The 13,825-nt window shown below is 68.8% G+C and carries 13 protein-coding genes; 4 read left to right on the top strand and 9 right to left on the bottom strand.

Features of this window, described 5'->3' with window-relative positions:
* Positions 1–153: 153 nt before the first annotated feature.
* Together AAID08_RS01895 and AAID08_RS01890 are read right to left on the bottom strand one after the other, a co-directional pair.
* Positions 154–1,716, bottom strand: coding sequence for a DUF1254 domain-containing protein (locus AAID08_RS01895; protein ID WP_269874357.1), 1,563 nt, complete (start codon positions 1,714–1,716; stop codon positions 154–156).
* A 293-nt stretch (positions 1,717–2,009) separates the two neighbouring features.
* Positions 2,010–2,786: an enoyl-CoA hydratase gene (locus AAID08_RS01890; RefSeq protein ID WP_049070829.1), complete on the bottom strand. Its 777-nt coding sequence runs from the start codon at positions 2,784–2,786 to the stop codon at positions 2,010–2,012.
* Positions 2,787–2,825: 39 nt separating this feature from the next.
* Between AAID08_RS01890 and AAID08_RS01885 the strand changes: the two genes are divergently transcribed.
* Positions 2,826–4,601, top strand: a complete 1,776-nt coding sequence (locus AAID08_RS01885) for a M61 family metallopeptidase (protein ID WP_395757305.1) — start codon at positions 2,826–2,828, stop codon at positions 4,599–4,601.
* A 517-nt stretch (positions 4,602–5,118) separates the two neighbouring features.
* On the opposite strand, the gene AAID08_RS01880 is transcribed toward AAID08_RS01885, so the two are convergent.
* From AAID08_RS01880 to AAID08_RS01860, 5 genes are all read right to left on the bottom strand, one after another.
* The gene (locus AAID08_RS01880) at positions 5,119–6,111 is read right to left on the bottom strand and encodes a tripartite tricarboxylate transporter substrate binding protein (protein ID WP_395757304.1); all 993 of its coding nucleotides are present in this window, start codon (positions 6,109–6,111) and stop codon (positions 5,119–5,121) included.
* A 37-nt stretch (positions 6,112–6,148) separates the two neighbouring features.
* Positions 6,149–6,853, bottom strand: coding sequence for a 3-oxoacid CoA-transferase subunit B (locus AAID08_RS01875; RefSeq protein WP_054503616.1), 705 nt, complete (start codon positions 6,851–6,853; stop codon positions 6,149–6,151).
* Position 6,854: 1 nt separating this feature from the next.
* A complete protein-coding gene (locus AAID08_RS01870) occupies positions 6,855–7,520 on the bottom strand; it encodes a 3-oxoacid CoA-transferase subunit A (protein ID WP_116792733.1) in 666 nt (221 codons plus the stop codon).
* Positions 7,521–8,489, bottom strand: a complete 969-nt coding sequence (locus tag AAID08_RS01865) for a tripartite tricarboxylate transporter substrate binding protein (protein ID WP_336236071.1) — start codon at positions 8,487–8,489, stop codon at positions 7,521–7,523.
* 123 nt (positions 8,490–8,612) lie between these two features.
* Entirely contained in the window at positions 8,613–9,503 is an 891-nt protein-coding gene (locus AAID08_RS01860; RefSeq protein ID WP_175143697.1) for a LysR substrate-binding domain-containing protein, read from the bottom strand.
* A 126-nt stretch (positions 9,504–9,629) separates the two neighbouring features.
* Here AAID08_RS01860 and AAID08_RS01855 point away from each other — a divergent pair, with 126 nt between their 5' ends.
* Positions 9,630–10,391: an aspartate/glutamate racemase family protein gene (locus AAID08_RS01855; protein WP_049070818.1), complete on the top strand. Its 762-nt coding sequence runs from the start codon at positions 9,630–9,632 to the stop codon at positions 10,389–10,391.
* Between the two features lie 55 nt (positions 10,392–10,446).
* Here AAID08_RS01855 and AAID08_RS01850 read toward each other — a convergent pair whose 3' ends face one another.
* The gene (locus tag AAID08_RS01850; RefSeq protein WP_395757303.1) at positions 10,447–11,373 is read right to left on the bottom strand and encodes a LysR family transcriptional regulator; all 927 of its coding nucleotides are present in this window, start codon (positions 11,371–11,373) and stop codon (positions 10,447–10,449) included.
* Between the two features lie 157 nt (positions 11,374–11,530).
* Between AAID08_RS01850 and pcaD the strand changes: the two genes are divergently transcribed.
* Positions 11,531–12,331, top strand: coding sequence for a 3-oxoadipate enol-lactonase (gene pcaD / locus AAID08_RS01845; protein ID WP_395757302.1), 801 nt, complete (start codon positions 11,531–11,533; stop codon positions 12,329–12,331).
* A gap of 109 nt (positions 12,332–12,440) precedes the next feature.
* On the opposite strand, the gene AAID08_RS01840 is transcribed toward pcaD, so the two are convergent.
* Positions 12,441–13,343 (bottom strand): NAD(P)/FAD-dependent oxidoreductase, encoded by a 903-nt coding sequence (locus AAID08_RS01840; RefSeq protein ID WP_336236073.1) that lies wholly within the window; start codon positions 13,341–13,343, stop codon positions 12,441–12,443.
* 122 nt (positions 13,344–13,465) lie between these two features.
* On the opposite strand from AAID08_RS01840, the gene folB reads away from it, so the two are divergent.
* Positions 13,466–13,825 (top strand): dihydroneopterin aldolase, encoded by a 360-nt coding sequence (gene folB, locus AAID08_RS01835; RefSeq protein ID WP_006386740.1) that lies wholly within the window; start codon positions 13,466–13,468, stop codon positions 13,823–13,825.

The raw sequence follows: 13,825 nt of genomic DNA, 5'->3' as shown, positions 1-13,825 counted from the left end.
AGCCGCCCGCGGCGTGAAAAATTGGGGACGCGAAATCGGAGCGCCCTTGCATGCGCCAAGGGTCGCGCGGACCTCGGGCGAGCAAATAAAAACGGCCCCTCGCGGGGCCGTTGTTCGCGTCTCGGCGGCGAAAGCCGCGCCGCGTCGGATCGGTCAGTCGCGCTTGACCGGCGGCGGCGCCCACTGCCCGTCGAGCGCGACATCCTGCGGCCAGTACAGGCGCATGCTCAGCAGGAACTGGCCGTCGGCGGCGGGCGTCGCCAACCAGTTGGCGCGCTTGCGCTCGCCCGGATCGCGGCGCTGGATGTAGATATCCAGGGAGCCGTCGGCGTTGTACTTCAGGCCGTCGGTGCTGCGCAGCGCATAGCGGTTGGCCGGGTTGTCGGCGAAGCCGTGCTTGTCGTTATAGACATGCAGCGACCAGAAGGCGTTGGCCGGCGGCAACTGGCCCTTCTCGAAATGCAGCACGTAGTCCTCGTTCGAGTTGAGCGGGCGACCCTTGCTGTCGGCCACCGTGACCGGATAAAGCACGTCCTCGGCGGTCGGCGCGCCCAGGCCGGCATAGGCGATGGCGGCGCGGCGCGTGTAGTCGGTGCCATAGGTGCCGATGCCGGTGAGCACGGTGTTCCAGCCGTTCATCGGCGTGGCCAGGCGCGACACGCCATCGGCGATGCGGCGGCCGGCCAGCGGCTGCGCCTCGGTCAGCGCCTGTTGCACCGCGGGACTCAAGCGGCCATACGAGAACGGTTGGCGGGCGTCCAGACCGATGCGGCGCATGCGGTCCAGAATCGGCGTGTCGTTGGCATGCGGCGGATTGTTGCGCATGACGTCGAAGAACAGCGTGAAGAACGACGCCGCATCCAGGCCCGCGGCCTGCTCGGCCGGCGTGCCCTCGCCCACCGTCACCGGGGTGGACATTGGCATCGGCACGTCGCTGCCGATCGGGGCCGTGCCTACGCCCGGACCTGTCTGCGGATACGGCGTGGCGCTGCCAGGACCGCGATGGCGGCCGGGCGCCGGCGCCACCGGCGTCACCATGGGGCTGGCCGACATGTTGGCCTGGATCTGGTTGACCGCGGCGTAGTCCTGCGGACCGCCGGTCTGGGTCCAGCCGATCAGCCAGCCTGTCGAGGTGGGGCTGCGGATCACGTCCACGCCCGGCGGCGGCACGCCTTCCCAATGGGGACCGACGATGGCGAACGATTGCGCGCCCTGGCCATTGGTGCGCGTGCCGCGCGAGGCGAACACGTCGCTCCACATATCCAGCGCCGAGAGCACGGTGTAGCGGTTGCCGGTGTCGGGCAGGCGCACGATCAGCGGTGCGCGCGAGACATCGAACCACAGGCTCGAATACAGCGCGTCGGCGCTGGGCCACGGCGTGTCGGCGGCGCGCGGATCGGGGAAGGCGGCCTTGTGGCCGAACTGGTTGACGGGCGCCTTGCCTTCGAGCGGCGACTGCACCGCAGTGGCCTTGCGGCGCGCCAGCTCCATCACCACCATCGGATAGGCGTAGACATAGGCGTCGATCGCGATGTCGCGCAGTTCCTGCGCGCTCATCTGCGGCGCGGGCGCGTTGGCGGCGGGATACGGCGTTTCCGATACCAGCCGCAGCGTCGGCTGCGGCGATTGCGCTTGCGTAGCGGTCATGAAGCAGGCGCTGAGGGCGCCCGCGAGCACGGCGGCTGACCACCGGCGGTTGAAGGGGGAAGTACGCATGCAAGGCTCCTTGTTGCTATTGTTTGCAGACGAGCCGCCGCGCTTGGGGCTTACCAGTTCGGGCAAGCCTCTCTGGCGCGACATCCCGTTTTCAGAGTGACGCCTTTTCAGGATAGGGCCGATCACTGCAACAAGGTGCTGTCCAAAAGTTTCAAGGCGCAACGCGCCAACCCGATCGCGCAGGCATGAAAAACGCGCCCGGAAAGGGCGCGCACGGGAAAACAGGGCCGGACGTCGGGGGCCACGCGCCCGGGATACCCGGCCCGGGCGCAGCCGGGCCGGCGTAACAAGGCTTAACGGTGTTTGAAGTCCGGTTTGCGCTTTTCGGTGAAGGCGGCCATGCCCTCCTTCTGGTCCTCGGTGGCGAACAGGGAATGGAACACGCGGCGCTCGAACAGCAGGCCTTCGTTGAGCGAACCTTCGAAGGCGCGGTTGACGCATTCCTTGGCCATCATGACCGAGGGCAGCGACATCGAGGCGATCACGGTGGCGGCCTCCAGGGCTTCGTCCATCAGCTTGTCGGCCGGCACCACGCGCGACACCAGGCCGGCGCGCTCGGCTTCCTCGGCGCCCATCATGCGGGCGGTCAGGGCCATGTCCATGGCCTTGGCCTTGCCCACCGCACGCGGCAGGCGCTGGGTGCCGCCGGCTCCGGGAATGACGCCCAGCTTGATCTCGGGCTGGCCGAACTTGGCCGTGTCGGCGGCGATGATGATGTCGCACATCATGGCCAGTTCGCAGCCGCCGCCGAGCGCGTAGCCGGCGACCGCGGCGATCACGGGCTTGCGGATGCGCTTGAGGGTTTCCCAGTTGCGGGTGATGTATTCGCTGCCGTACACATCCATGTACGACCAGTCTTTCATGGCGCCGATGTCGGCGCCCGCGGCAAAGGCCTTTTCGCTGCCGGTGATGACGACCGCGCCGATGTCCGCATCCGCCTCGAAAGCCAGCAGCGCCGCCCCGAGCTCGTTCATCAGTTGATCGTTGAGCGCGTTGAGCGCCTTGGGGCGGTTCAGCGTCAGCAGACCGACGCGGCCGCGGGTTTCGACCAGCACAAACGACTCGCTCATTACCTGTCTCCAGAGGATGGGATGAAATAAGATATACGCATGGAAAAAACCGATGCTTTCCCCATACTTTACCGCCTCGCGCCCCACGACCCCGCGGGGCACCGCTACCGGATAACCCTAACCATCCAGGCGCCCGCGCCGGACGGCCAGCGCCTGTCGCTGCCGGCCTGGATTCCGGGCAGCTACCTGATCCGCGATTTTTCGCGCCAGATCGAGTCGCTGACGGCCCATTGCGGCAATCGCCGCGTGGCTGTCGACAAAATAGACAATCACACCTGGCAGGCCGCGCCCTGCGACGGCCCGCTGCGGGTCGAGTACACGGTTTACGCCTGGGACCTGTCGGTGCGCGGCGCGCACCTGGACGAAACCCACGGTTTCTTCAACGGCACCAGCGTGTTCCTGCGCGTGCATGGACAGGACCACCTGCCCTGCCTGGTGGACCTGGCGCCGCCGCGCGGCATCGACGGCTGGAAGGTCTACACCAGCCTGCCCGAGGCCCGCGGCCACACGGGCGCGGCGCGCCGCCATGGCTTCGGCCTGTACCTGGCGCCGGACTACGACGCGCTGATCGATCATCCCGTTGAAATGGGCACGCCGCAGGTGGCGAGCTTCACGGCGCATGGCGCCGAGCACGAACTGGTGTTCACGGGCGTGGCGCCCAACCTGGACCTGGCCCGCATCACCGACGACGTGCGCAGGATCTGCGAAACCCAGATCGCCTTTTTCGAACCGCGCGGCAAGCGCGCGCCGTTCCTGGACAGCAGCGACCGCTATGTCTTCATGACGATGGTGACGGGCGACGGCTACGGCGGCCTGGAACACCGCGCCAGCACGGCGCTGATGACGGCGCGCAAGGACCTGCCGGTGCTGGGCCAGCAGGGCCAGGGCGAAGGCTATCGCGGCTTCCTGGGGCTGGTCAGCCACGAGTATTTCCATACCTGGAACGTCAAGCGCATCAAGCCGCAGGCGTTCGTGCCGTACGACCTGGCGCAGCCGGACCTGACGCGGCTGTTGTGGGTGTTCGAGGGGTTCACGTCCTACTACGACGATCTGCTGCTGCTGCGCTCCAACGTCATCACGCAGAACGATTACCTGCGCCTGCTGGCCAAGACCATCACCAGCGTGGCGCGCACGCCGGGGCGGCACAAGCAGTCGGTGGCGGAAAGTTCGTTCGACGCGTGGACGCGCTATTACAAGCAGGACGAGAATTCGCCCAATGCGCTGGTGAGTTATTACACCAAGGGCGCGCTGGTGGCGCTGGGGCTGGATCTGCTGATCCGGCAAGAGTCGGCGGGCGCGCATTCGCTGGACGATGTGATGCGCCTGCTGTGGCAGCGGTACGGGCGCGATTTCTATCGCGGCAAGGCGCAGGGGCTGGCAGAGGATGGCCTGCCGGCGCTGATCAAGGAGGCGACCGGCGTGGATGCGCGGCGCTTCATCGCACGGCATGCCTACGGGACGGCGGATGTGCCGCTGGCGGAGCTGCTGGCCGCTCAAGGCGTCAAGCTGCAATGGAAAGCCTCGGTCAATATTCCTTCGCTGGATGTGCGCACGCGCAAGCAGGGGGATTCACTGATGCTGGCGACGGTGCTGGAGGGCGGCGCGGGACATAAGGGCGGGTTGTCTGCCGGGGATGTGCTGGTGGCGATCGATGGCTTGAAGGTCGAAGGGGCCGCGGGCGTCGAAGTGTTGCTGGGGCAGTATCGGGTGGGGGATCGCGTGGACGTGCATGTGTTCAGGCGGGATGAGTTGCGGGTGTTTCAGGTTCGTTTGAATGGGCCTGAGGCGCTGGATTGTGTGTTGTCGGTTGGGTGAGTATTTTTTTGAGGGCCTTCTTTATTGGAAGGCTCTTTTTGCATTGGGGCCGTGGGGTTCTTTAGGCGCGTGTGGCGGGGCAGGCGGGGGAGGACGGGGCTACGATTGCGGTCCGGAGCCTTCGCTCCGGACTGCCCCTGCGTCAACCTCGTACGCCTTCGGCTCCCTTCGGTTTCCCTTGGGCGCATCTACACGCCCCGCCCTCCCCCGCCTGCCCCGCCACACGCTCGCGTTGAGACTTAACGGCCGTTGCTGGGGTGGGCTGTTTGCTTGGCGTTTTTGCCGTCTAGGTGTGGGGTGGGAGGGTCTTGCGGGGCCCGCCGCAAAGCGGCCGCGCGGGCGGCCTTTTGCGGCTTACGCGGTGTCTTGCGTCGCGATGAGGGCGCTGTCGCGTATGCGAGGATTTGCGTCTTGCGCGAGCGTTTTCTCGGGTATGCGGGTCTTGAGGGGGCTGTCTCGCTTGAACCTACAGTGACTTTTCCGGTTGCACACGGTGGGCGCGAAGCGCCCTGCCGGGTCAGTTCAACTTCGCGCCGGAGACTTCGACGGCTTGTTTCCAGGTGTCGAGTTCCTTGTTGATGTGGTCGGCGAAGACGGCGGGGGTGGAGCCTACGGTCTCGTAGCCGTAGCTGTTTAGCTGGGCCTTCAGGTCGGGGGTGTTGATGGCGGCGGCGATGGCGCTGCTGAGGGTGTCGAGGATGGCGGGTGGCGTGTTGGCGGGGGCCAGGATGCCGTACCAGCCGTTGACGACGAAGCCGGGGACGGCTTCGGCGACGGTGGGGACGTTGGGCAGCAAGGGGGAGCGGTGTTCGCCGGTGACGGCCAGGGCCTTGAGCTTGCCGGACTGGACCTGGGGCAGCGAGGTGGAGATGCTGTCGAACATCAGGGAGACCTCGCCGCACAACAGGGCGACGACGGCGGGGCCGCTGCCTTTGTAGGGGACGTGCAGCATGTCGGCGCCGGTGCGGTGCTTGAAGATCTCGGCGGCCAGGTGGCTGGTGTTGCCGTTGCCGGCGGAGGCGAAGCTGAGCTTGCCGGGATGCTGCCTGGCGTAGGCGATGAGTTCAGGGATGTTGTTCGCTGGCGTGGACAGCGGGGCCGAGACCAGCATGGGCAGGGTCGCGACCAGCGAGACCGGGGCGAAGTCGCGCCGGGTGTCGTAGGGCAGCGAGGGGTAGAGGCTGGGATTGATGGCGTGGGCGGCCAGGACCATCAGCAGGGTGTAGCCGTCCGGTTTGGCACGCGCCAGTTGCGAAGAGGCGATGGCACCGCCGGCGCCCGGCTTGTACTCCAGCACCACGGGCTGGTTCCACTTCTTCTGCAAGGCCGCGCCGAGCGGGCGGGCCAGCATGTCGGCGCTGCCGCTGGGCGGGTACGGGATCAGCAGCGTAATCGGCTTGTCGGGATAGGCGCCGGCGGGTGCTGCCGCCGCGGGCTGTGCGCGGACGGTGGTCGCCGCGGCAAACAACAGGCTGGCGGTTGCCAGGACGGCTAGGACGGGACGGTGCATGGCGGACTCCGGGATGGCTCGGACAGGGCGGGTTGCGTCAGCCCCTGACGTAGCGCGGCGCGCCGGCGGCATCGAGCGCGATGACCGATGGCGTGTCGGTAAACCGCAAGGGCGCTTCGGTGGCGGCCTGCAGATCGTCGGCGCTGACGCCCCGCAGCATGGCGTGCACGCGCAGGCCGTCGGGCGTAACGTCGATCACGGCCAGGTCGGTATAGATACGTGTGACGACGCGCGCGCCGGTCAGTGGGTAGCGGCATTGGCGCAGGATCTTGGGCGCGCCGTCGCGGCCGCGGTGTTCCATCATGGCCAGCACCTGGCGCGCGCCGACCGCCAGGTCCATGGCGCCGCCGACGGCCGGAATGGCGTCGGCGGCGTCGGTCTTCCAGTTGGCCAGGTCGCCGCGTTCCGAGACCTGGAAGGCGCCGAGCACGGCGTAGTCGAGATGGCCGCCGCGCATCATGGCGAACGACACGGTGTGTTCGGTGATGGAGGCGCCCGGCAGCAGCGTGATGGGCTGGCGGCTGGCGTTGATGAGGTCCGGATCGATGGCGTCTCCAGCCGCGGCCGGCCCCATGCCGGTGATGCCGTTCTCGCTATGCAAGAGGATGTCCTTGTCGGGCGGCAGGTAGTCGCCCACCAGGGTCGGCATGCCGATGCCGAGGTTGACGACCGAACCGTCGGGGATATCGCCGGCCAGCAGTTGCGCGACCTGCTGGCGGGTCATAGGGGTGATCGTCGGCATGTCAGGTCTCCACCCGCACCACGGTTTTCACGAACAGGCCGGGCGTCATGATGTACTCGGGCGCGAAGGCGCCCAGCGGCACGACCTCGTCGACCTGGGCGATGGCGTGGCCGGCGGCCATGCACATCACGGGATTGAAATTGCGCGCGGCGTGGCGGTACATCAGGTTGCCCCAGCGGTCGCCCTGGTGCGCGCGGATCAGTGCGTAGTCGCCGCGCAGCGGCTGCTCCAGCACGTAGCCGACGCCGTCGATCACCTCCTGGCGGCGGCCTTGCGCCAGCTCGGTGCCGTAGCCGGTGGGCGTGTAGAACGGCCCCAGGCCCGCGCCGGCCGCGCGCAGGCGTTCGGCCAGGGTACCCTGCGGCACGCATTCCAGCTCCACCTCGCCGGCGCGGAAGGCGCGGGCGAACGCTTCTGAATTGGGCGGGCGCGGATGCGAGCAGATGATCTTGCGCACCTGGCGGCGATTGAGCAGCGCGGCGATGCCGCGGTCGTGGGTGCCGGCGTTGTTCGCGATGAGGGTCAGGTCGCGCCGGCCCAGCTCGGCCAGGCAGTGCAGCAGTTCGTACGGCACGCCGGCCTCGCCGAAGCCCCCCACCAGCACGCTGGCGCCGTCGGGAATGACGGCCACGGCATCCCTCATGCAAGCCTGAATCTTGTCGATCACTTATTGCTCCTGCGCGATGCCCGCGGCGTCCACGATCTGTTTCCAGCGCGTGCGTTCCTGGTCGATGAAGGCGGCGAACTCGGTTGGCGTGTTGCCGCCGGCCTGCCCGCCCATGGCACGAAAGCGCTCGGCGATGTCGGGGCTGCGCACCACGTCGCGGGTGGCGGCATAAAGCGTGTCGATGACGGTGGCGGGCGTGCCGGCCGGCGCCACCAAGCCGAACCAGGCGGTGACCACCATGTCGGGCACGCCGGCCTCGGCCATCGTCGGCACGTCGGGCAATTCCGCCAGGCGCCGCGCGCTGGTGACGGCCAGCGCGCGCAGCTTGCCCGACTGGATGTAGGGCATGGAGCTGGGGAGGTTGTCGATCATGAAGGTGAACTGCTGGCCCAGCAGCGCCGCCACCGCGGGGCCCGCGCCCTTGTAGGGCACGTGCGTGCCGCCGATGCCGGCGCGCTGCTTGAACAGCTCGGCCGACAGGTGCGGCGACTGGCCGCTGCCCGAACTGCCGAACGACACCTTGCCCGGGTCCTTGCGAGCCAGCGCCAGCAGGTCGGCCACGCTGTGCGCGGGCGAGGCCTCGTTGACCACCAGCACGTTGGGCACGGAAATCACCAGCGTCACCGGCGCGAAGTCGGCCGGCTTGTAGGGCAGCGTCTTGTAGAGCGCGTAGTTGATGGCGTTGGGGCCGATGTTGCCCATCAGCACCGTGTAGCCGTCAGGCTTGGCGCGCGCCAGGGTCTGCGCGCCGATGATGCCGGCGGCGCCGGCGCGGTTCTCCACGATAACCTGCTGGCCCAGCTTCGCGGCCAGCTTGTCGGCGATCAGGCGCGCCGCGATGTCGGTGGTGCCGCCGGGCGAAGCCGGCACGATGAGGGTGATGGGCCGTTCGGGCCACGCCGCCAGGGCGGGACCCGCCATGGCGAGCGACAGCGCGCTGGCGGCCAGCCAGCGTTGCGGGTGCGGCATGCTTGTCTCCCTGCGCGATCCTGGTGCGAATCAACTTGTGCGGGAGAGTGTGGCCGCGATGCCGCGAAATGCCTATTCCGGAATCTGGAGGAGCGGCTTCGCCTGCGCAAAAGAGCGCGCGTCTCAGCGCGGCGGGCGCGCCGCGATCTGTCCCGCCGTGCGCAGGAACGCCTGCAGCGCGCGGTTGCCGTCGTCGCGCCGCGTGACTGCGTAGACCGTGCCGCTGCCGACCGCGGCCGGCAGCGCGCACACCGCGATGCGCGCGCCGAAATGGCCGCACGCCGAGCCCGGCACCAGGGCCACGCCCAGCCCGGCCGCCACCAGCGCCAGTTGCGCCGGCACTTCGGCCACGCGCTGCGCCACCGACTGCGCCAGGCCGGCGCGGGCGCAGGTATCGGCCAGCTCGCGGGCGAAGGCCGAGGTCTCGGTGCGCAGCATCACGAAAGCGTCCTGCCTGAGGTCGTCCAACGCCAGGCGCTTGCGCCCGGCCAGGCGGTGCCCGGGCGGCAGGGCCGCCACCACCGGATCGGGCCACAGCGCCAGCGATTGCAGTTCGTCGTCGTCCACGGCGGTGCGCGAGATGCTGACGTCGATCCGGTGGCCGCGCACCGCGTCCAACTGCGCGGCGGGATTCATTTCATTGAGCAGCACCGACACCTGCGGGTGGGTCTGCGCATGGCGCGCGATCAGCGCCGGCACCGGCCCCAGGAAGTGCGAGCCGGACAGGCCGATCTCGACCCGCCCCGCCCTGCCCTGGTCGACGGCGCGCGCCCGCACCGTGGCGTCCTTGAGGCCGGCGAGCGTGGCGCGCACGTCGTTCAGGAACGCGGCGCCGGCCTCGGTCAGCGTCACCCGCCGGTTGGTGCGGTCGAACAGCCGGACCTCCAGCTCGCGCTCGAGCTGGGCGATCTGCAGGCTCAGCGGCGGCTGCGAAATGTGCAGCCGGGCAGCGGCGCGGGTGAAGTTGAGTTCTTCGGCCAGCACGGCGAAATAACGGAGTTGGCGGATTTCCATGGCGGCCAATGATTTGCGAAAGATATGAAACCAGACAAAAACTATATTGGAAACTATCGTTCGCGGCGAGCAGAATCGGCTTCTCGCGCCCTCCCGGGCGCTGACAACGCTTACCGGAGACCCGCCATGACCCAGTCGCCCCGCGTCCTGCGCATCGGCCAGATCGTTCCCAGTTCCAACACCACCATGGAAACGGAGATCCCCGCCATGCTGCGCCGGCGCGAGACCATCGCGCCCGAACGCTTCACCTTCCATTCCAGCCGCATGCGCATGAAGCAGGTGACGGCGGCCGAGCTGGCCTCGATGGACCGCGAATCCGACCGCTGCGCGCAGGAACTGTCGGACGCGCGCGTCGACGTGCTGGGCTACGCCTGCCTGGTGGCCATCATGGCGCAGGGCCTGGGCTACCACCGCGCCTCGCAGGAACGGCTGCACCAGGCCACCGTGGACAACGGCGCGCCCGCGCCCATCGTCTCCAGCGCCGGCGCGCTGGTCGAGGGCCTGCACGCCATCGGCGCGCGCAAGGTCGCCATCCTGACGCCCTACATGAAGCCGCTGACCAAGCTGGTGGTGGACTACATCGAACACGAAGGCATCGAGGTGCACGACAGCCTGTCGCTGGAGATCGCCGACAACCTGAAGGTGGGCGCGCAGGACCCGCTGGCGCCCGCCAGCCATGTCGAACGCCTGGATACGCGCGGCGTCGACGCGGTGGTGCTGTCGGCCTGCGTGCAGATGCCGTCGCTGGCGTCGATCCAGCCGGTGCAGGACCGCCTGGGCCTGCCGGTGGTGACGGCCGCCGCGGCCACGGTCTATCGCATGCTCAAGGTGCTGGACCTGGAAACGCGCGTGCCCGACGCCGGCGAACTGCTGACCGGCAAGTACTGAGCGGCGTGGCCGCCACCTGCGCGACAGGCAGGGCAAGCGGCTTTCGGATGCGGGATCAGGGCTTGCGCTTTTTTACCGGCGACACAGCCTGTCGAATGGCGGGCGCGTGCGCGCGCAACGTGTCCCACAAGCGCGTCATGACCGGTCCCTGCGGCCGGTCGGCGCGGCGCGCGGCCGCCAACGTCTCGGTGCTGCCGGGCAGGTGACGATTGGCCAGCGACCGCAGGCGGCCATCGCGCAACTCGTCTTCCACCAGGAAGCGCGGCATGTGGCCCCAGCCCAGGCCCTGCAGGATGATCTCCTTCTTCATCAGTTGGTCGGCCACGGTGCACTGACGCGCCCCCTCCACCATGAAGTAATCGCGCGCCGGCGTGTGGCGGGCGGTGTCGCGCATGACGCATTGGGTGTAGTCGCGCAGGTGCTCGGGCCGCAACGCGCGCGGGGCCGACGGCAGATAGCCGGGTGCGGCCACCGGCACGAATGGCACGCTGCCCAGTTCCAGGCATTCGACGCGCGCCTCGCCCGGCTCCACGCGGTGCAGGATCAGGTCGGCATCGCCGTCCAGCAGCCGTTCCCACGGCCCGGTCACGGCCTCGAAGTGCAGGTTCAGGCGCGTGGCCGGCCATTGCGCGAAGAACTGGCCCAACAGTCCCAGCAGCAGCGGACGTGGACAGAAGTCGCCAATCACCACGTTCAACTCGCTTTCCTGGCCCATCGCCAGTTGTTCGGCGTGGGCGCGCAGGCCGGCCAGTTCGCGCAGCAGGCCCTGCGCGCGCAGATGGAACGAATGCCCCGCGGCGGTGGGCCGCACCCGGTAGCCGCTGCGGTCCAGCAGCGCCAGGTCCAATTGGCGTTCCAGCTTGGCCACGGCGGCGAATACCGCCGGGTGCGAGCGGTGCAGGGTCTCGGCGGCGGCCTGGAAGCCGCCGGCCCGCACCACCGCGTCAAAGCACTGCAGGTCGTGCAGGGTGAACTCGCTCATGTCAGGTTTTCCTACAGTGACTGTGCGATCTTTGTAATTTCTTTCAGGGCGGGCGGCAACTACGATGTCTTCAACGACTACCCCGTTGCCCGGCCCGGCAGATGAGCGCGACATCCGCTCCAGGCCTCGCATCTCCTTCATGAACAGGACGCTCATCATGCCTGCCGACACGACTTTCATCACCACGGGCGACGGCGCCCGCATCGCCTACCGCTGGGACGGCGATGCCGGCCTGCCGCTGCTGGCCTTGTCCAACTCCATCGGCACCACGCTGCACATGTGGGACGACCTGGTGCCGGCGCTGGCGCGGCATTTCCGCGTGCTGCGCTTCGATACCCGCGGGCATGGCAATTCCAGCGTGCCTGCCGGCGCCTACTCGCTGGACCGGCTCGGCCGCGACGTGCTGGAGCTGTTCGATGCGCTGGACGTGACGCGCGCCCACTTCCTCGGCCTGTCGCTGGGCGGCATCATCGGGCAATGGCTGGGCGTGCATGCGCCCGAGCGCATCGACCGCCTGATCCTGGCCAACACCTCGCCCTATCTCGGCCCCGCGCCGCAGTGGGATGAACGCATCGCCACCACGCTGCGGGCGCCGGACATGACACAGGCCGCCGAGACGTTCCTGGCGAACTGGTTCCCGGCGTCGATGCTGCGCGCCGGCGGGCCGGTCATCGACACCTACCGCGACATGCTGCTGAACACCGATCCGCAAGGCCTGGCGGGCGCGTTCGCCGCGGTGCGCGACGCCGACCTGCGCCGCACCATCGCGCTGATTCCGCGGCCGACGCTGGTGATCGCGGGCCGCGACGACACCGTCACGGCCGCCAGCCATGGCGAACAGATCGCCGCGACCGTGCCGGGCGCGCAGTGGCTGCTGTTGGAGGCGGTGCACCTGTCCAACATCGAGCGGCCGGATGAATTCCGCGACGCGGTGCTGGGATTCCTGCTGGCGCGCTGAGGCCCGGGCGCGTCGCCCGATGCCGGCCGTTTGCAGGGTCGGACATTCGGCGACGCGATGGCGGCGTCGACGGGCCTGATGTCAGCGGCGCCGCACAACGGCCCCGGCGTTATTCCCCGGCGCGTTCCCAGCGCCGCTGGATCGCCTTGGCCGCCACCACGCCGTCCGCCATCGACGTGACCACGCAGGGATGCATGCGGTGAGCCACCTCGCCGATGGCGTAGATGTCCGGCACGCTGGTCTCGGCGGTGGCGAAATCGGTGCGGATGTAGCCACGCGCGTCGCGCGCCAGTTGCAGGCCGTCGGCGAACGCGGCCTGCGGCTCCCAGCCGTAGAACACCAGGATCAGGTCGTAGCGCTGGCCGTCGACGCTGCGGGTGGCCGGATCGACCTGGTACGGACCGATGCGCACGCCTTCCTTGCCGGCGCGCAGCACCCACTGCTGCTGGGCGCGCACGCTGCGGGCGTACAGGTGCACGGCGCGGGCGCCGCGGTTGCGCACATAGACGTAGTTCTCGAAGGCGTTGTCGCCGCCCCCCAGCACCGCCACCGACAGGCCGGAGTAATCCTGCGCCACGATCGGCGAACCCGGCCCGATCAGCACCCCCGGCCACTGCGAGCCCGGCGGATGTTCCGGAAAGCCTTTGGCGCGCACGCCCGAGGCGATCACCAGGGTGCGGCCGCGCGCCAGCGATACGTCCCCATTGGCGTCGGAAAGGGTCGCCTCGATGCCGCCCTTGTAGGGCCGCACCGCCGTCACCCGGGTGTCCAGGCGCAGCGGAACGCCGGCGGCGCGCACGCTGGTATCGATATTGGCGGCCACCTGCTGGCCGGTCATGCCGGGCAGCACCGCGATCCAGTCGTCGGCGAAGGGGTTGTCCACGGCCAGGCCGCCCAGGCGGCCGCTTGCCTCGACCAGCAACGGCGCCAGGCCCAGCCGGGCCAGCCAGAGGGCGCAGGAGGCGCCGGCCGGGCCGCCGCCTACAATGACCGCATCGTGCATCTGTTGCATTTCATCCCTTGTTTGCCGTCGCCGCCCCCACGCGGGCGTCCGGCCATGGCCGAATTGTAGCCAGCGCGCCGGCCCGGTCCGCCGCCGCCTTACAATTCCGGGATTCCACCCAGGTTTTCATCATGCCCACTCGCCGCATCATCCTATCCGGGCTCGCGCTCGACGCCCGCATCGGCATCCTCGAACATGAACGCCGCGCCACCCAGCCGCTGCACGTCGATGCCGAGTTCGACGTCGACATCCAGCGCGCGGTCGACGACCACGATATCCACAGCGTGCTGGACTATCGCCGCCTGCGCGAGGCCATCGTCGAGGAATGCACCCAGGCGCACGTGAACCTGATCGAAACCCTGGTGGAACAAGTCGCCGCGCGCCTGTTGGCCGACTTCCATGAAATCCGCTCGCTGCGCCTGCGCATCAGCAAGCCCATGGCCTTCTCCGACTGTGCGGCGGTGGGCGTGGAAATCCAGATCTCGCGTTGA

The sequence above is a fragment of the Achromobacter sp. EB05 genome, assembly GCF_044232075.1.
Taxonomy (GTDB): domain Bacteria; phylum Pseudomonadota; class Gammaproteobacteria; order Burkholderiales; family Burkholderiaceae_B; genus Achromobacter; species Achromobacter dolens.
This window is presented reverse-complemented; position numbering and strand designations above follow the sequence as displayed.